Raw genomic sequence first — 18,573 nt, 5'->3', positions numbered from 1 at the left:
CATGGAACACGTACAATATTTAGCAATGATTCAATCTTATACAGCAATTGGTCTAGGTTTGATGATTGGTTTAGCAGCTTTAGGCGCATGTATCGGTATCGGTATTATGTGTGCGAGCTTCTTAGAAGGCGCTGCAAGACAACCTGAAATGATTCCTCAATTACAAGGTAAAGTATTCTTACTTTTAGGTTTGATTGACGCTTCTTTCATTATTAGCGTTGGTATCGTGATGATGTTTGCATTTGCAAATCCATTATTAAGTGCAATCGCAAAATAATTGTTTAGGTTCTTTTAACCGAACTTAGACAGGAGCAAAAATGAATATTAATTTTACGTTAATTGCCCAAGCGATTGCTTTTGCGATTCTCATTTGGTTTACCGTGAAGTATGTGTGGCCACCTCTTTTAAGCGCGATTGAAACGCGTCAGAAAGAAATTGCCGACGGTTTAGCTGCAGCTCAAGAAGGTAAAGCATCTTTAGAAGTCGCTGCAAAGAAAACAACACAACAACTTAACGAAGCTAAACAGAAAGCATCTGAAATTATTTCTCAAGCTGAAAAAAGAGCGTCAGAAATTTTAGAAGAAGCAAAGCATCAAGCAAAAACTGAAGGCGATCGTATTATCTTGGGTGCGAAAGCAGAGATTGACCAAGAAGTGAATCGCGCAAAAGAATCTTTACGCGAACAAGTGTCAATACTTGCAATTGCAGGCGCTGAAAAAATCTTATCAAAAGAAATTGATAAGAAAGCCCATAGCGATATGTTAGGTAAATTAGCGAAAGAACTTTAGGACCACCATGGCAGAAATTTCAACAATCGCAAGACCTTATGCTGTTGCAGCATTTAATCTTGCAAAAGAAAAAAAATCCCTTTCCGAATGGTCTGAGATGTTGGAATTTTTAGCACAAGTGTCTTTAGATGAACGCATGCATGCGTTCATTAATGATTCGAAAGTTTCTGATGAAGACCGTGAAAAAGCGCTTGTAAAAATCGCGGGAAAAAAACTTAATCAATATGGTGAAAATCTGATTAAGCTTTTGATCGAATATAAAAGACTTAATGTATTGCCAGAAATCAGTCACCTTTTTGAAACATTAAAAGCGACAGATGAAGGTACGCTTGATGCAGAAATTATTGTGGCATCAAAACCGACAGATAAAGAAGTCGATACATTGGTTAAAAGTTTAGAAAAGAAATTTAATAAAAAAATTGATGCAAAAGTAACGATTGATGAAGCAATCATTGGTGGTACTAAAGTGATTGTGGGGGACACCGTGATTGATGCTTCAGTTCGTGAGCAATTACAAAATTTAGCCTACGCGTTGAAGTCGTAAGCTAATCATTATCAGGAGATAGTAATGCAGTTATCAACATCAGAAATTAGTGAACTCATTAAAAGTCGATTAGAGAACTTCTCGACAACCGCTGAGGCGAGAACACAAGGTACGGTGGTTTCAGTGACCGATGGTATTGTGCGTATTCACGGATTATCAAATGTGATGTCTGGTGAAATGATCGAATTCCCAGGAAACACATATGGACTTGCATTAAATCTTGAACGAGATTCAGTGGGTGCGGTGGTGTTAGGTGATTACGAACATATAACTGAAGGTGATGTATGTAAATGTACAGGCCGAATTTTAGAAGTACCTGTTGGCCCAGAATTGATCGGTCGTGTCGTAAACGCGCTTGGTCAACCGATTGATGGCAAAGGCCCTGTTAAAACAAAACTTACAGACAAAATCGAAAAAGTAGCACCAGGTGTGATTGCACGTAAATCTGTATCACAACCAGTTCAAACAGGGTTGAAATCTGTGGATTCTATGGTGCCAGTCGGACGAGGCCAACGTGAATTGATTATTGGTGACCGTCAAACAGGTAAAACAGCGGTAGCAACTGATGCAATTATTAATCAAAAAGGTCAAAACATGACCTGTATCTATGTAGCGATTGGTCAAAAAGCATCAACGATCGCTAACGTAGTGAGAAAACTCGAAGAGCATGGTGCAATGGAATATACCATTGTCGTTGCAGCATCAGCATCAGATTCAGCAGCATTACAATTCTTAGCGCCTTATGCAGGTTGTACGATGGGCGAATATTTCCGTGATCGTGGCGAAGATGCACTTATTATTTATGACGACTTAACAAAACAAGCGATTGCTTATCGTCAGATCTCATTACTCTTACGTCGTCCACCAGGCCGTGAAGCTTATCCAGGTGACGTGTTCTATATTCACTCACGTTTACTTGAGCGCGCAGCTCGTGTGAATGAAGAATATGTAGAAAAATTTACTAAAGGAAAAGTGAAAGGTAAAACAGGTTCACTTACTGCATTGCCAATTATTGAAACTGCGGCAGGTGACGTATCTGCATTCGTGCCGACAAACGTAATTTCGATTACTGACGGCCAGATATTCCTTGAAACAGACTTATTTAACGCAGGTATTCGTCCAGCGATTAACGCAGGTATTTCTGTCTCGCGCGTGGGCGGCGCTGCTCAAACTAAAGTAATTAAAAAATTAGGTGGGGGTGTACGTTTAGCGCTAGCTCAATATCGTGAGTTAGCAGCATTCGCACAATTTGCATCTGATCTTGACGAAGCCACACGTAAACAGCTTGATCGTGGCCGCATGTTTACTGAACTTATGAAGCAAGCACAATATACACCTTTAAATGTTTCGCAAATGGCTGTGACTTTATTCGCAGCAAACAAAGGCTACTTTGATGATGTTCCAACAAACAAAGTGTTGGCATTTGAAAATGCATTGCATGGTTTCATGAATTCTAAATACAAAAAAATTATGCAAGACATAGAAAAAACAACTGACTTATCAGGCGACAATGAAAAAGCGCTTGAAAAAGCCATTGAAGATTTCAAATCAAGTAACGCTTACTAATATAAAGAGTCATTATGGCCGGTAGTAAAGAAATCAGAACCAAGATCAAGAGTGTAGAAAATACACGAAAGATCACCAAAGCGATGGAGATGGTCGCAGCATCTAAGATGCGTAAAGCGCAAGAGCGTATGCGTCAAGCTCGGCCTTATGCTGAGAAAATTAGAAATGTAGCAGCGCATTTATCATATGCAAAATCTGAATATAAACATCCATTCCTCGTGAAAAAAGACCAAATTAAAAATATTGGTTTGATTGTAGTGACTTCAGATAAAGGTTTATGCGGCGGTCTTAATACCAATGTATTAAGAATGTCTGTGAATCAAATGAAAGAATGGGAATCACAAGGCAAAAATGTACACGTCAGTGCCTTAGGTAACAAAGGCTTAGGTTTCATGACGCGTATTAATGCGAATGTGAAATCACATATCACAGGTTTAGGCGATACACCGCACGTTGAAAAATTAATTGGTGCGATCAAAGTGATGCTTGATGCTTATGTAAATGGCGAAGTAGATCAGCTCTTTATTTGTTATACCAAATTTATTAATACGATGAAGCAAGAACCTGTGGTGGATCAATTGTTACCACTTTCAGGCGATAAAATCGGAAGTCCAGAAGGTCCATGGGATTATATCTATGAACCTGATGCACAAAGTGTAATCGATCAATTATTGACGCGTTATATTGAGTCATTGATTTATCACGGCGTCACAGAAAATATGGCATCAGAGCAATCTGCACGTATGGTTGCGATGAAATCAGCTTCAGATAATGCGAAGAATGTGATTGGCGAATTGAAATTGATTTATAACAAAGCACGTCAAGCGGCAATTACAAAAGAAATTTCAGAAATTGTGGGTGGTGCAGCTGCGGTTGCATAACGTTGAATTAATTATTTAGAGTCTTAAGGATAAAAAATGGCTAGTAAACAAATCGGAAAAGTAGTGCAATGTATCGGTGCGGTGGTTGACGTCGAATTTCCTCGCGATCAAATGCCAAAAGTATTTGATGCATTAATCATAGATGACAAAGACTCGCAAGCTGAAGCAGGTTTAACACTTGAAGTGCAACAACAGCTTGGTGACGGCATTGTTAGAACGATTGCGATGGGTTCATCTGACGGACTTGCGCGCGGTACTGCATTTAAATCCACAGGCGCTGCGATTAACGTGCCAGTAGGTACAGGCACACTAGGCCGTATCATGGACGTTCTTGGTCGCCCGATCGATGAAATGGGCCCAATCAAATCTAAAGAATTCCGTTCCATTCACCAAAAAGCTCCAGACTTTAAAGATCTATCACCTTCTGTTGATTTACTTGAAACAGGTATTAAGGTGATTGACTTGGTTTGTCCATTCGCTAAAGGCGGTAAGGTGGGTCTCTTCGGTGGTGCTGGTGTAGGTAAGACAGTGAACATGTTGGAACTCATTAACAATATTGCTAAACAACACTCAGGTTTATCCGTATTCGCAGGTGTGGGTGAGCGTACACGTGAAGGTAACGACTTCTACCATGAAATGTCAGACGCAGGCGTTATTAAATTAGATGATATGGAAGAATCTAAAGTAGCGATGGTGTTTGGTCAGATGAACGAGCCACCAGGTAACCGTTTACGCGTTGCACTATCAGGTTTAACGATGGCTGAAAAATTTCGTGACGAAGGTCGAGATGTTCTTTTCTTCGTAGATAATATTTATCGATATACACTTGCAGGTACTGAGGTATCAGCGCTTCTAGGTCGTATGCCTTCAGCGGTAGGTTATCAACCAACACTCGCTGATGAAATGGGTCGTCTACAAGAGCGTATTACTTCAACAAAAACAGGTTCGATTACATCGATCCAAGCGGTTTATGTGCCAGCCGATGACTTGACTGACCCGTCACCTGCAACAACATTCCAACATTTGGATTCAACAGTTGTGTTATCTCGTGATATTGCATCGCTTGGTATTTATCCAGCGGTGGATCCACTAGATTCAACATCACGTCAGCTTGATCCACAAATTGTGGGAGAAGAACATTATCAAGTGGCACGTTCAGTTCAATCGACATTACAACGTTATAAAGAATTACGAGATATTATTGCGATTCTTGGTATGGACGAGTTATCTCCAGAAGATAAATTAGCAGTTAGTCGTGCACGTAAAATTCAACGTTTCCTATCCCAACCATTCCACGTCGCTGAAGTATTCACAGGCGCTCCTGGTAAATATGTGTCACTTAAAGACACGATCAAAGGTTTTAAAGCGATCGTGAGTGGTGAATACGATCACTTACCAGAACAAGCATTCTATATGGTAGGTAGTATTGAAGAAGCTGTAGCAAAAGCAAAAACATTATCTTAATAATTAGGTAAATACGACATGGTGGCCACAGTTCATATTGATGTAGTAAGTGCTGAAGAATCTATTTTTTCAGGTGAAGCAGAGTTCGTGGCAGCACCTGCACAAATGGGTGAAGTAGGTATTTATCCGCACCACGCACCTATGATTACATCGATTAAACCTGGTGCGCTTCGTATTAAATTAGCAGATAAAAATGAAGAGCAACTCATTTATATTTCAGGTGGTATATTAGAAGTGCAACCCGGTGTCGTAACTGTTTTAGCAGATACAGCTATTCGCGGTCATGATCTTGATGAAGCGCAAGCGAATGCAGCTAAAAAAGCGGCTGAAGAAGCGATGAAGAATCGTGCTTCGGATGTGGATTATGCAAAAGCCCAAGCTGAATTAGCGGAAGCGATTGCACAAATTCAAGCGATTCAAAAACTCCGTCAAAAACACTAATTTTCAATATTTGCAAAATTATTAAAAGCAGCTTAAAAGCTGCTTTTTTTATGTCATGTGATAACAAATAGGCGATAAAATAGCGAAGATGTCATTATCTATTGTGATTTTAGCTGCAGGAAAAGGAACGCGTATGCGTTCTGATTTACCTAAAGTTTTGCAACCACTCGCTCATAAACCGCTTTTAGGTTATGTCATTAATGCTTCCATGTCAGTTAATCCAAGCCAGCTTGTAATAGTTTATGGCTATGGAGGCAATCTTGTTAAGAAAGCATTTCCATCAGAACATATTCAATGGGTAGAACAAAAAGAACAATTAGGTACAGGCCATGCCGTTCAACAAGCGATCCCTTTAATCAAAGATGAGGGTTGCACACTCATTCTTTATGGCGATGTACCATTGATTGATCAAGAAACGATTCAAAGTTTAATTAAAAAAGGCCAAAAAAATTTGGTCGTTTTAACTTACCAAAAAGAAAATCCAAAAGGTTATGGCAGGATCGTAAGAAAAGATGACCGTATACAAAAAATTGTAGAAGAAAAAGACTGTGATGCTTTACAAAAAAATATTAAAGAAATTAATACAGGCATCATGTGTGCCCCGAATCATCTTTTAAAAAATTGGCTCAAAAGACTCAATAATCAGAATGTACAAAAAGAATATTATTTAACAGATATTGTAGGGTTATCAATTGAAGATAACATTGAAGTATTAAGTGAATCTGCGGATAATGAAGTATCTATTACCGGTATTAATTCTAAATTTGAATTAGCAACTATGGAAAGAAGCTATCAACTTATGACAGCAAAAAAATTGATGGAAGAAGGGGTCACCATTATTGATCCGAGTCGTATTGATATTCGAGGTGAAGTCACGGCAGGTCAAGATGTCTTGATTGACGTAGGTTGTATTTTTGAAGGCAAAGTTATTTTAGGTAATCATGTGAAGATTGCTGCTTACTCTCATGTTAAAGATAGCGTTATAGGTGATCATACCTCGATCGAGCCTTATTCTCACATTGTGCAAAGTGTCATTGGCGAAAATTGTCGCATTGGCCCTTTTGCTAGATTAAGACCTGGTACAAAACTTCAAAACAAAGTGCACATTGGTAATTTTGTTGAAATTAAAAATAGTGAAGTGAATAATGAAACAAATATAAATCACTTGAGTTATGTTGGAGATAGCCTAGTTGGCAAATCAGTTAATATAGGTGCTGGTGCGATTACTTGTAATTATGATGGCGCTAATAAACATCCGACTACAATTGAAGACGATGTGTTTATAGGGTCAAACACGGCATTAGTAGCCCCTATTAAAATTGGTAAGGGAGCGACCATTGCTGCAGGATCTACTATCACGAAAGATGCACCACCGGGCGAACTCACGGTGTCCCGATCAAAACAAACCAGCATCTCTGGCTGGACTAAACCTACAAAAAAATAAAGAGAATTTATATATGTGCGGCATTGTAGGTGCAATTTCAAATCAAAATATCGTTCCACATTTAATCGAGGGATTAAGTCGTCTCGAATATCGAGGTTATGATTCATCCGGTATTGCGGTTCTTCGAAAGGGTATTGAACGTGTGCGCTCAGTAGGTCGTGTGGCTGAGATTGAAACGATGGTGAAAGATCAAAAGCTAGAAGGCTTTTTAGGTATTGGCCATACGAGATGGGCAACACATGGTGGAGTTACAGAATTGAATGCGCACCCTCATATTTCACAAGGTGAAATCGCGGTTGTACATAATGGCATTATTGAAAATTATGAAGAAGAGCGAGAGCGTCTTAAAAAATTAGGCTATGAATTTGAATCACAAACAGATACTGAAGTCATTGCACATCTGATTCATTACTTTATAAAACATCACAACAAATCACTTTTAGAAGCAATCCAAATGTTAGGTGAAGAATTAAGGGGTGCATTTGCAATTGCCGTGATCTCTCTTAAAAATCCTGATGAAATGATTTGCGCTCGGTTAGGTTGCCCGCTCATTATTGGCCTTGGTGATATGCAAAATTTTATTGCATCTGATATTTCAGCACTTTTAGCCATCACTAAAAAATTTATATATCTAGAAGATGGTGATGTTGTACAAATAAAAAAAGATGGCATTCAAATTTTCGATAAAGATAAAAAAACGATTACACGTAAAACACATATCAGTGATGTGACCTTATCTTCCATGGAGTTAGGCCCTTATGACCACTTCATGCAAAAAGAAATTTATGAACAGCCTCGAGCCTTAACAGACACGATTGAAGCTATTATTGATGCAGGTCATTTTGATGTAAGTCTATTTGGAAAAAATGCCCAAGAACATTTTTCTAAAATGGATAGTATTTTAATTTTAGCAGCAGGCACAAGTTATTACGCAGGGGTCACTGCAAAATATTGGTTAGAAAGTATTGCAAAAATACCAACGACGGTTGAAATCTCAAGTGAATATCGATATCGAGACTCAGTTCCTAATCCAAATCAATTAATTCTAACCATCTCTCAGTCAGGTGAAACCCTCGATACGATGGAAGCTTTAAAGCATGCTCAGTCCCTAGGGCAAAATTTAAGCTTAGCAATTTGTAATGTGCAAGAAAGTGCGATTGCACGCGCATCAAATCTTGTCTTATATACTAGAGCGGGTGCAGAAATTGGCGTAGCATCGACCAAAGCTTTTACGACACAACTGGTATCTCTATTTAGTCTAGCTGTAACTATTGCGAAACATAAAAAGCTCATTAATAAGATTGAGGAAAAAAGTTACCTAGAAAATTTAAGACAGTTGCCAGGAAGCGTTCAACAAGCACTTAATTTAGAGCCGCAAATTAAAGAATGGGCAAAATTATTTGCAGATAAGCAACATGCTTTATTCTTAGGTCGAGGCATTCATTACCCAATTGCCATGGAAGGCGCATTAAAATTAAAAGAGATTTCTTATATTCATGCAGAAGCTTATCCAGCAGGGGAGTTAAAACATGGTCCATTAGCATTAGTTGATAATGACATGCCAGTTGTTGTGATTGCTCCGAATGATAATTTACTTGAAAAAGTAAAATCGAATATGCAGGAAGTAAAAGCGCGAGGTGGTGAAATTTTTGTATTCGCAGATGCTGACAGCCACTTTATAGAAAGTCCAGGTGTTCGCGTAATAAGAACACCAAGACATGCAGGCATTCTGTCGCCGATTATTCACTCCATTCCAGTTCAGTTACTTGCTTATCATGTGTCACTTATTAAGGGAACAGATGTCGATAAACCTCGAAATTTAGCAAAGTCTGTCACAGTAGAATAAATCTAAAAGTACAAAAAGCTTCTAAAAGAAATAACGTAGGTTTTATATCAGCCTATAAATCACGCACACCTTTTTTGAGGATGCGCATTTTCTCTCGATGCACATTAAGGTATAAAGTTTAATCCGCGACCTCGGCTAAATAAAGAGCCCCCACTAAGCCTACATAACCAGAAGCAATAACTGTGATTTTCATAATAATTCGTTGAATTTAAAGCTATATTTTATCTCTTTTGTTTAAGGCTTTCCTTTTCTGGGCATGGATTTCACTTATAATTTGAAGAATATTAAGAAAGGTTCAACATGGCGGCTTTATTTGAGTATTTACATGAGGTTCAAACAATCTGGGTAGGCAATCTTGAGTATCAAGTTAAACAAGGTTGGTTATGGTTAGACCCGTTACTTACCTTAGTGCGCGATTATTTTTTTGAGACCACCGTGGTTGTAACCGTCATTCTCTTATATTCCATTATTTTTTTCGGCATTTCACTTTATGGCAAAAAAAAGATAGCTAAAAAAATTGTTTACACAGATGAGTTCAAAAATTTAGTGAAAGGTATAGACCTTCATTTAGGCGATGAACCTAAAAAACCTGCAGCGAAAAAGCCTGCAAAAAATAAAATTAGTTAATCGCTATAAAAAGGGTAATCGATATAACCTTTTTCAGTACCACCATAAAAAGTTCTTTGATTTGGCGTATTAAGTGGGTAATTATTTTCAAGTCGTTTTACTAAATCTGGATTAGCAAGAAAAGGAACGCCGAAAGCAACAAGATCAGCCTCATTATTTTCAATGGCACTCTCAGCCATGGCCTTGTTATAGCCATTGTTTGTCATAATGTTCATACCACCATGCGTTTTAAATAACTTTTTTAATTCAGCAAAATTAACTTTAGGATTGGCATCGCGTGGCCCACCTGTTTCGCCTTCAATGATATGAAGATATGCTAATTTTCTTTTACCTAGTTCAGTGACAACATAGCTATATAAGTTTTGTGGATCTGAATCATCAATATCATTAAATGTAGATGCAGGTGAAATACGACAGCCGATTAAATTCGCCGGATAGACTTTGATGATTTCATCAACTACCTCTAATAAAAAGCGCGCACGATTTTCAATCGATCCACCATATTGATCAATTCGATGATTTGTTTTGTCTCTTAAAAATTGATCAATAAGATAACCATTGGCTGCATGAACTTCAATCATATCAAATCCAGCTTTTTGCGCATTTAAAGTGGCTTGAGCATATTGCTTGGTGAGTGATTTAATTTCATCAATCTCTAACGCTTTAGGTTCTGATACATCTACTAAGCCTTTGCTATTAAATGTTTTTGCCTTAGCTCTGATTGCTGAAGGGGCTTGAGGTGGCATGTTGTTTGGTAGTAATTCGCTATGTGAAATACGGCCGACATGCCAGAGTTGCAAACAAATCTTTCCATTTTTTTTATGTACCGCATCAGTCACTTTTCTCCAGCCTTCAATTTGACCCTCAGAATAAATACCAGGTGTTGAAATATAACCTTGGCCCACAGGACAAATTTGAGTCGCTTCGGCTATGATTAAACCGGCAGTTGCGCGTTGCTCATAATAGGTGACATTTAAATCGACAGGTTCACGCTTCTCATTAGCACGATTTCGAGTGAGTGGCGCCATAACGCACCGATTATTAAGAGTTAAATTGCCTAATTGATATGAGTTATAAAGTGCATGTGTTGTCATAAAGATATTTTTGAAATTTGATTGAAGTTGCAAATTGAAGAGCCCTATTCTACTCTCAAATAGGGCGTGAATGACATTAAACCGACTTACTTTTTAACTGACTTTTTTTCTTTAGCCTTAGTTGTCATTTTTGATTTCTTTAAAGCTTTTTTAGTAGTATTTACTTTTTTAATGTCTTTTTTTGCTGAGACTTTCGTTGCCTTTTTTGACTCAGCTTTCGCAGCCGCTTTTGCCAGCAATGATGCTTCCAACTCTTTCACTTGATTTTCAAGAGCATCAATACGCAACAATTTTGTGTTGGCATCTTCTAACTCTGATTTAAGCTTTTGGATTTCAGCGTCTTTAAAATAGGCCGCCTGATAACTTGCATAACCATAGATAAGAGAACTCACTGAAATAAAGCCAGTAATGATATAGATAGCGAGAGTCTTTTTATCTGCTTTCTTCTTTTCTGGGATATTAAAAGGCGCTTCTTCTTTTTGATCAAATTCCATTTTGTTTTCCTTATGTTTTATTGAATACGCATTATTCGAATACCATCAGTCTCTATTTTAGCTAAAAAAGTTTTTTTAAGTTTTTTATTAATTATTTTATGTTTTTTATTTAGTATCTCTATATTTGTATTACCAATTAAAAAACTCTCACCAATGTCCATAATTTGATATGGATAATAACCTGATACCTCAAAATGTAGTGATTTTCTGCGTTCAATAAATTTGAAATGCCGAGTTCTTAATTGAAAAAATAATTCTCTTAATTTTTGGACCATTATGCAAAAAGTTTCCAAACAAGTGTAGTAATAAACGCTGCAATTGAGAGATAAACATATTTTTTAAAGCGCTTACCAAAATTATCTTTTTTAATGTCTTGAAAACTAGTATCAGTTTCATCTAATTCATATTGAGTGATGACAGAGTTCACATCAATATTAAGAAAGCGACAATAGCGCTTAATGACCGCTTGCTTTAATTTATTGGAATGAAAAAAAGCACCTAGATTATTTTCAATCGCTTGGACTTGTTGCACAGATAAACACAATTCTGTTGCAACATCATCAGCTTTAAGTTTTAATTCACGACGCGCTTTTGCAAGCACTTGGCCGTTATATTCGAGGTTTGACATAAATAAAAAATGTAGTTAATGACTACATTTTAATTTATTTTACGTTTTAAGGATATACGTGATGTGGATATTACTGAATCATTTTCCTGTTTTTTTTAGGGCCGCTTTTTGCTAAAAAGTCCCACATAGATGTCGGAAGAAGCTTCATGATAGTCCCCACAATATCCATTTGCCAAGGAATAATCACAAAGCCTTTTTTGTTCTGAATGGCTTTCATAAAACGAGATACCGCAACATCGACATCTAAAATAAAAGGCATGGCATATCGATTATGCTTGGTCATAGGCGTGTGAATAAAGCCTGGTGCAATGGTTGTAACATGAATACCAAAAGGCTTCATTTCTATACGAAGACTTTCTAAATAATTAATAAGTGCTGCTTTTGAAGCACTATAAGCTCCGGATCCAGGTAAACCTCTAATGCCAGCCACACTTGCAATGCCTACTAATTGACCTGTTTTTTGTTTTTTAAAAGCTTCAATAAATGGCAGAAAAGTGTGAATCACCCCAAATAAATTAATTTCGATGACACGTTTAAATGTACGAAGGTCTTCTTTTTCACCTGCAAGCGTTCCGGTACTCACTCCTGCATTGGCAATGACAATATCAGGAGCCCCGTATTTTTTGATGAAATGATTAGCTGCTTTTTGAAGATCTTTTTGATCAGTGACATCTATTCCATAAATCTCACAGGGCGTTTTAATTTTTGATTTGATTTTTTGAAGCAGTTCCAGGCGCCGCCCTACTAAACCTAGGGTAGCGCCTTGATTTGCATACTGACGGGCTAATGAATCACCGATGCCACTTGTGGCACCGGTGATAAAGACTTTTAAAGTTTTATTTTTTATTGCGATCTTTTCTGACATTGTTGATGATGAAGTCAGCAATTTGAAGTGCTTCATTATTGCCACCCGCCATCGTGCTTGAAGTAATGTACTTACCATCAATCATGATTGTAGGCACACCTGTCGCACCTGATGCTCTAAAAACCTGCGCAGCTTTGTTTAGAGAAGCATTCATAGAGAATGAATTAAAAGCGTCCTCTACTTTTTTACGATCAAGGCCTGCTTTTAATGTCACCCATTGCAGAATCGCTTTTTCGTCAGCTGGGTTAAGGGTGCGTTCCTTATGAACCGCATCAAATATAGCTGTATGTAGTTTCTCAGCTACACCTAGAGTTTCCATTGCATAAAAAGCTCTGGCCATCGGCGCCCAATCTGGACGAGGAATAGCCGGCATACGTTTAAAGTAAACATCCTTAGGTAATTTTTTTACCCAATCATTCAGCATAGGATCCATTTGGTAGCAGTGAATACAGCCATACCAAAAGAGCTCTATGACCTCAATTTTATCTTTGTTATCTGTGGGGACAGTTTGGACTGTTTTATCAAAATTAACACCAGCTTCAGGTGCTGCCGCAAAAGAAATGGATGTAAAAAGCATTAAAAAAATGAATAAGATTTTTTTCATTGAAGATATCCTTAATTATTCGAGTTTGTATTGTTAAGTGTTGCTTTGACTAAGATCGGTTTAAAGCCATTTTTAATGAGATCATTTTTTGTTTTCATAATCTGTGCGTCGTCGGTCATAGGACCCACCCTTACTTTATGCACTATTTCATTATTTTGAGACGGTGCTGTCAGTACGACCGCTTCAAATCCTAAAAGTGCCAATTTTGCTTTGGTATTATCTGCATCTTTATCTGTTGTAAATGAGCCTACTTGATAAAAGTACACTTCTTTTTGTGGAATATTCGCTGGATTTTTTAAAGCCTGTGTTGTTTCACGATCTGAGATATCTTTATCACCATTAGGCAATATATTATAAAAATCAAATTTAGTCGGCTGGTCTTGAATAGCGTCATTCGTCGCTTCACCCTCAGGCTTTGCTCCTTGGATTTCTATACAAGCACCATTCGTGTCCTTGGTTACAAAAGGACTTTTACCATTAGTAATAAAAACAGTAATAGCAATCGATAAGCCAATGCCCATTAAAATGCCCATAAAAAGGCCATTCACAAAAGAACTACCCGATTTACCCTTTTCCATATTCACCTTATTAAGCTACATTTTTTCCGGAGCGTTGACGCCAAGAAGATCTAGGCCATTTTTTAATACCACCTGCGTTGCTCGAATTAAACTTAAGCGCGCTAGTTTTTCATCTTCATTTTCAACTAAAAACTTAGTGTCATTATAATAGCTATGAAGATCTGCCGCACAGTCTTTTAAATAGTTTGCAATGGTATGGGGGGCTAATTCAACACCTGCATGTAACACTATTTCCGGAAATTCGCTTAAGCGTTTTATGAGCATTAATTCCTGGGAAGATTTAAGATTATCTACATTCACTTTAATTAGTTGATCGATATCTCCGCCCCATTGTTTTAAAACTCCGGCAATACGCGCATGCGCATATTGAATGTAATACACAGGATTATCCGAATTTTGAGTTTTGGCTAAGTCAATATCAAAAACAAGTTGTGAGTCAGGTTTACGAGCCACCAAGAAATAGCGCGTGGCATCACAACCCACCTCATCAATCAAATCTCGAAGCGTTACATAGCTACCAGCACGTTTCGAAAGCTTCACTTCTTCGCCACCCTTCATCACGGTAATCATTTGATGAAGCACATATTCAGGATAGGTTTCAGGAATGCCAAGTTTTAATGATTGAAGCCCTGCTCTTACTCGCGTAATAGTGCTGTGATGGTCCGAACCTTGTTCGTTAATGACGCGTTTAAAACCCCGCTCCCATTTATTGAGGTGATAAGCTACGTCAGGAATGAAATAGGTATAACTGCCATCTGATTTTTTCATAACACGATTTTTGTCATCACCAAACGCTGTGGTTTTTAACCAGAGCGCATTGTCTTCTTCATAAGTAAAACCATTTTTAATCAGAGACGCTACAACCTTTTCAATCTGGCCATTTTGGTAGAAAGAAGATTCAAGCGTGAAGACATCAAATTTAATTTGGAATGCATTTAAATCCTGATCTTGTTCATGTCTTAAATACGCAACGCTGAATTGGCGAATGGACTCTAAGTCATTGATGTTGCCGGATGCTTTAATTGTTTTACCTTCGCACTCAATACTCTCTTTATTTAAAAAAGTATTCGCAATCTCGACAATGTATTCACCACGATAGCCATCTTCAGGGAATGCAGGATCTGATGGATCCATATTGTGGCATCTCGCATGGACTGATTTTGTAAGATTATCAATTTGTGCACCGGCATCGTTGTAATAAAATTCGCGCGTTACATCCCAACCATTAAATTTTAGAAGTCTCGCTAAGGAATCACCAATGGCAGCACCTCGACCATGACCGACATGAAGGGGTCCCGTGGGGTTCGCGGATACAAACTCAATTTGGATTTTTTGAGGCTTACCGTTTTCATCATGACCCGAAGTATTTTGTCCGTAAGCCTCCGGATTTTTTAAAATCTCATGGATAATGAAGGTGCGTGCTCTTTCATTGAAATAGAAATTAATAAAACCTGCACCTGCAATTTCAACTTTTTCAATAAAAGGCGAAGAAGGTAACTTCTCAATGATGAGGGCCGCTAATTCCCGTGGATTTTTTTTCAAAGGCTTAGCGAGCATCATGGCTAAATTGGTTGAAAAATCACCATGCTCGATCGATTTAGGACGATCTAATTGAATAGAATTCGCTAAAATCTCAGGATGTATTGATTGTGCGACGGGCAACAATAATTGTAGAAGATGCGATTTCACGTCTTAGAATGATAGGTAACGTTTAAAGCGTTTATTTTAACTTAGAATTGATGGACTCCCCTTAAAAACTAACACTATGACTCACGCACTTCATATTCTAAAAGTTGCCCTCGATGTCCCACTCGATCGGGTATTTGACTATAAGACTGAGAATCCAAATACTCAGATTGGACAGTATGTGGTGGTACCTTTTGGTGCCCGCAAAATGATTGGTGTTGTAGTAGGTGTTTCTGATACCAGCTCAATCGAATCAACAAAACTAAAGTCTATTATACGTCTTGACCCGGAAGTCATTTTTGATGAGCAAAGTTTTAAGCTCTTTCAATTCTGTAGTCAGTATTATCACTATCCTCTTGGGCAAACGATTTTGTCCGCGGTGCCATCTCGACTAAAAAAATTAAATACTAAGGCGATGATAAAGAAGTATCTTTATCGCTTAACTCCTGAAGCAATTCAATTAGGTGTCGATCAATTGCCGCCTCGGCAAACCATTTTAAAACGTATCGTCATGGCTTTAATTGATGCCAAAGAACTCGATGAAGCGAGTCTTCGTTCGATCAGCAGCACTTGGAAAAAATCAATCGAAACGTTAGATGAGATGGGTTGGATTGACAAAAATGAAGTGACTTTAGATAGCAAAGTGTATAAAGAAGCCCCTATTCCATCTTTAAATAGCGATCAACAAAAAGCGCTTGATGCCATATTAGAAAAAAAACAAAAATTTACACCTTGGTTACTCTATGGGATTACTGGCAGTGGAAAAACGGAAGTGTATATTCGATTAATTGAGGCAGCATTACAAAAAGAACATGCACAGGTACTTGTACTCGTTCCTGAAATTAATTTAACACCGCAACTCGAGAGTCGATTTAGATCGCGTTTTGAAAAATATATGCTCGTCACCCTTCATAGCCACTTAACGGATAACGAGCGCTTAACCCATTGGCGACTGGCTAAAGAGGGCGCTGCCCAAATTATCATTGGAACACGATTAAGTATTTTTACACCAATGCCACATCTGTCTCTCATCATTATCGATGAAGAGCATGATGCATCTTTTAAACAACAAGAGGGTTTACGTTATCATGCGAGAGATGTTGCAATCTTCCGTGCCAAATCTGAAAATATTCCAATTGTCATGGGTACTGCTACACCTTCTCTTGAAACCTGGTTTAATGCGACTAAAACTAAAGATGCAAAAAAATTTGGGTTTCTAAAATTAACCTCGCGCGCAGTTCAAGATTCAACACTCCCCGAAATTAAGTGTATTGATATTTCAAAGTCTGCAGTCACTAAAGGTTTTTCACCCTATCTTATTGAAGCTATTCGCGATCGTTTAAACAAAAAAGAACAGAGTCTTATTTTTATTAATCGACGAGGCTTTGCGCCCGTCCTCTTATGTTCGTCGTGCCAGTGGACAGGACAATGCCATCGTTGCAGCAGTCGTTTAGTGGTGCACTTAAATCAAAAAAGATTACGTTGCCATCACTGTGGCCATGATGAAAAAATGCCACAACAGTGTCCCTCATGCGGCAACACAGATTTATATCCTACAGGTTTAGGTACGCAGCGCATTGAAGAAACTTTAAAAGAATTTTTTCCTGAAGCGCGTATTTTAAGAGTAGACCGAGATTCAACGAGAACTAAAGAAGCGCTCAATGATTTATTCTTAAAAATGAAAAATCGTGAGATCGATATTTTAATTGGTACTCAAATGCTCTCTAAGGGTCACGACTTCCCTCACTTAAGTTTAGTTGGTGTTCTAGATACGGACCAGGCTTTATATAGCCCCGACTTTAGAGCAAGCGAACGCTTATTTTCGCAGCTGATGCAAGTGAGTGGCCGTGCAGGCCGTGCCAATATAAAAGGTGAAGTCTATATTCAAACTGCATTTCCAAATCACCCTTTATTTGAAGCTTTAAAAACGCATGATTACGAACACTTTGCGAATGAGCTTTTAAAAGAAAGGGAATTAGCAGAGCTAAGTCCTTTCGCGTTTCTAGTGCTCTTAAAAGCGGAAGCGCACGAATTGACGCATGTGATGAAGTTTTTAAATGAGGCTATGCAAAAAGCCCAGAACTTAAGTCATCACGTGACTGTTTATAATCCAGTTCGACCTATCATGGAAAGATTAAAAGGCATGGAAAGAGCGCAATTAGTTTTACAAGCAAGCTCTCGTGTTGCATTACAAAAATTACTTGATGAATGGGTAACTTTTTTACGTGAAAATAAATTAGGTCAAAAAGTGAAATGGGTAGTAGATATTGACCCTTTAGAATTTTAAAAAGTTATCTACTAATTTTTAATGCAATAGCTTCCTGAAGTTTGACAGATAGGTCTTTTCTTGATTGAGTAGGTTTGACTGGATGTCCAATATCTAAAACAACTTCAATTTGATTTGATTTGGCAATACGTTTGAAGGATTGAAATAAAGTTGTCGAACCATGAAAACTTGTACGATTTGTAATCACATTATTTTCTTTGTATTTAATCGACAGGGGTAGAAGTAATTTATTAGCTTCGAAAGCTGATTGAAATAAGTTGCTCTTAAATGGAAGCACTTGATATCCATTTGACGTAATACCTTCAGGGAAAATACATATCGACTGCTTATGATTTTTGAAATGATGATTCATTGCCTGAATCACTTCAAGCAAGCTTGATTTGCGATTGCGATCAATAAAAATGGCGCCGGAAATTTTAGCGAGCATTCCAATAATGGGCCACATTTTGACATCAGATGTAGAGACAAACGTGATAGGTTTTAATGAAAAGATCAGAGGAATATCAAGCCATGAAATGTGGTTTGAAACCACAAGATAAGTATCTTTATTTAAAAAATTTAAAACCTCTCCAGAAAGCGTAATTTTTATTTTTAAAATACGTAAAAGACGTTTTGCCCAGTGTTGAATAAGAACACCACTGATATTTCTTGGAAGTATAATCATAGCGATACAAAGAATCACTGCTAAAAGTAAATGTAAAGCCATCAAGATAGATTTAAAAATAAAGTTCATAGA

Annotated in this window: 20 protein-coding genes; 11 read left to right on the top strand and 9 right to left on the bottom strand. The window is 37.8% G+C overall.

What is annotated here, in order from left to right; genetic code table 11:
- Window position 1: 1 nt before the first annotated feature.
- The 10 genes from atpE (at window position 2) to FIT61_RS06630 (ending at window position 9,601) form a co-directional block, all read left to right on the top strand.
- Entirely contained in the window at window positions 2–277 is a 276-nt protein-coding gene (gene atpE, locus FIT61_RS06675) for a F0F1 ATP synthase subunit C (protein WP_139874000.1), read from the top strand.
- Window positions 278–317: 40 nt separating this feature from the next.
- Complete coding sequence (locus FIT61_RS06670) at window positions 318–788, top strand: F0F1 ATP synthase subunit B (protein ID WP_139883885.1); 471 nt, start codon at window positions 318–320, stop codon at window positions 786–788.
- A gap of 7 nt (window positions 789–795) precedes the next feature.
- Complete coding sequence (locus FIT61_RS06665) at window positions 796–1,332, top strand: F0F1 ATP synthase subunit delta (protein WP_139873998.1); 537 nt, start codon at window positions 796–798, stop codon at window positions 1,330–1,332.
- 24 nt (window positions 1,333–1,356) lie between these two features.
- Window positions 1,357–2,898, top strand: coding sequence for a F0F1 ATP synthase subunit alpha (gene atpA / locus FIT61_RS06660; protein ID WP_139873997.1), 1,542 nt, complete (start codon window positions 1,357–1,359; stop codon window positions 2,896–2,898).
- A gap of 14 nt (window positions 2,899–2,912) precedes the next feature.
- Complete coding sequence (atpG, locus tag FIT61_RS06655; RefSeq protein ID WP_139873996.1) at window positions 2,913–3,779, top strand: F0F1 ATP synthase subunit gamma; 867 nt, start codon at window positions 2,913–2,915, stop codon at window positions 3,777–3,779.
- 36 nt (window positions 3,780–3,815) lie between these two features.
- On the top strand, window positions 3,816–5,243 hold the full coding sequence (gene atpD, locus FIT61_RS06650; RefSeq protein WP_139873995.1) for a F0F1 ATP synthase subunit beta: 1,428 nt from the start codon (window positions 3,816–3,818) through the stop codon (window positions 5,241–5,243).
- 18 nt (window positions 5,244–5,261) lie between these two features.
- Window positions 5,262–5,684 (top strand): F0F1 ATP synthase subunit epsilon, encoded by a 423-nt coding sequence (locus tag FIT61_RS06645; protein WP_139873994.1) that lies wholly within the window; start codon window positions 5,262–5,264, stop codon window positions 5,682–5,684.
- Between the two features lie 88 nt (window positions 5,685–5,772).
- Entirely contained in the window at window positions 5,773–7,128 is a 1,356-nt protein-coding gene (glmU, locus tag FIT61_RS06640) for a bifunctional UDP-N-acetylglucosamine diphosphorylase/glucosamine-1-phosphate N-acetyltransferase GlmU (RefSeq protein ID WP_139883883.1), read from the top strand.
- Window positions 7,129–7,141: 13 nt separating this feature from the next.
- Window positions 7,142–8,974 (top strand): glutamine--fructose-6-phosphate transaminase (isomerizing), encoded by a 1,833-nt coding sequence (gene glmS, locus FIT61_RS06635; protein WP_139883881.1) that lies wholly within the window; start codon window positions 7,142–7,144, stop codon window positions 8,972–8,974.
- 300 nt (window positions 8,975–9,274) lie between these two features.
- Window positions 9,275–9,601, top strand: coding sequence for a hypothetical protein (locus FIT61_RS06630; RefSeq protein WP_139873991.1), 327 nt, complete (start codon window positions 9,275–9,277; stop codon window positions 9,599–9,601).
- Here FIT61_RS06630 and FIT61_RS06625 read toward each other — a convergent pair.
- From FIT61_RS06625 to argS, 8 genes are all read right to left on the bottom strand, one after another.
- Window positions 9,598–10,695, bottom strand: coding sequence for an alkene reductase (locus tag FIT61_RS06625; RefSeq protein ID WP_139874083.1), 1,098 nt, complete (start codon window positions 10,693–10,695; stop codon window positions 9,598–9,600). The two genes, FIT61_RS06630 and FIT61_RS06625, sit on opposite strands and share 4 nt — an antisense overlap.
- Before the next feature lie 86 nt (window positions 10,696–10,781).
- The gene (locus tag FIT61_RS06620) at window positions 10,782–11,189 is read right to left on the bottom strand and encodes a hypothetical protein (protein ID WP_139873990.1); all 408 of its coding nucleotides are present in this window, start codon (window positions 11,187–11,189) and stop codon (window positions 10,782–10,784) included.
- 17 nt (window positions 11,190–11,206) lie between these two features.
- Window positions 11,207–11,464: a hypothetical protein gene (locus tag FIT61_RS06615; RefSeq protein ID WP_139873989.1), complete on the bottom strand. Its 258-nt coding sequence runs from the start codon at window positions 11,462–11,464 to the stop codon at window positions 11,207–11,209.
- Window positions 11,464–11,817 carry a helix-turn-helix domain-containing protein gene (locus tag FIT61_RS06610; protein WP_139873988.1) on the bottom strand — a complete coding sequence of 118 codons (354 nt, stop codon included), beginning with the start codon at window positions 11,815–11,817 and terminating at the stop codon, window positions 11,464–11,466. Before FIT61_RS06610 ends, FIT61_RS06615 begins: the two co-directional genes overlap by 1 nt.
- A gap of 70 nt (window positions 11,818–11,887) precedes the next feature.
- Window positions 11,888–12,682, bottom strand: a complete 795-nt coding sequence (locus tag FIT61_RS06605; protein ID WP_139873987.1) for an SDR family oxidoreductase — start codon at window positions 12,680–12,682, stop codon at window positions 11,888–11,890.
- Window positions 12,654–13,286 carry a thiol:disulfide interchange protein DsbA/DsbL gene (locus FIT61_RS06600; RefSeq protein ID WP_139873986.1) on the bottom strand — a complete coding sequence of 211 codons (633 nt, stop codon included), beginning with the start codon at window positions 13,284–13,286 and terminating at the stop codon, window positions 12,654–12,656. Before FIT61_RS06600 ends, FIT61_RS06605 begins: the two co-directional genes overlap by 29 nt.
- A gap of 11 nt (window positions 13,287–13,297) precedes the next feature.
- Window positions 13,298–13,864 (bottom strand): SPOR domain-containing protein, encoded by a 567-nt coding sequence (locus FIT61_RS06595; protein WP_139873985.1) that lies wholly within the window; start codon window positions 13,862–13,864, stop codon window positions 13,298–13,300.
- Between the two features lie 15 nt (window positions 13,865–13,879).
- Window positions 13,880–15,553, bottom strand: a complete 1,674-nt coding sequence (gene argS, locus FIT61_RS06590; protein WP_139883879.1) for an arginine--tRNA ligase — start codon at window positions 15,551–15,553, stop codon at window positions 13,880–13,882.
- A gap of 76 nt (window positions 15,554–15,629) precedes the next feature.
- Between argS and FIT61_RS06585 the strand changes: the two genes are divergently transcribed.
- Window positions 15,630–17,837, top strand: coding sequence for a primosomal protein N' (locus FIT61_RS06585; RefSeq protein ID WP_139883877.1), 2,208 nt, complete (start codon window positions 15,630–15,632; stop codon window positions 17,835–17,837).
- 4 nt (window positions 17,838–17,841) lie between these two features.
- On the opposite strand, the gene FIT61_RS06580 is transcribed toward FIT61_RS06585, so the two are convergent.
- Window positions 17,842–18,570 carry a lysophospholipid acyltransferase family protein gene (locus FIT61_RS06580; protein WP_139873982.1) on the bottom strand — a complete coding sequence of 243 codons (729 nt, stop codon included), beginning with the start codon at window positions 18,568–18,570 and terminating at the stop codon, window positions 17,842–17,844.
- Window positions 18,571–18,573 lie beyond the last annotated feature (3 nt).

The organism is Candidatus Methylopumilus rimovensis (genome assembly GCF_006364615.1).
Taxonomy (GTDB): Bacteria; Pseudomonadota; Gammaproteobacteria; order Burkholderiales; family Methylophilaceae; genus Methylopumilus; species Methylopumilus rimovensis.
The sequence above is the reverse complement of the archived record's forward strand: the minus strand, read 5'-3'. Positions and strand labels throughout refer to the sequence as shown.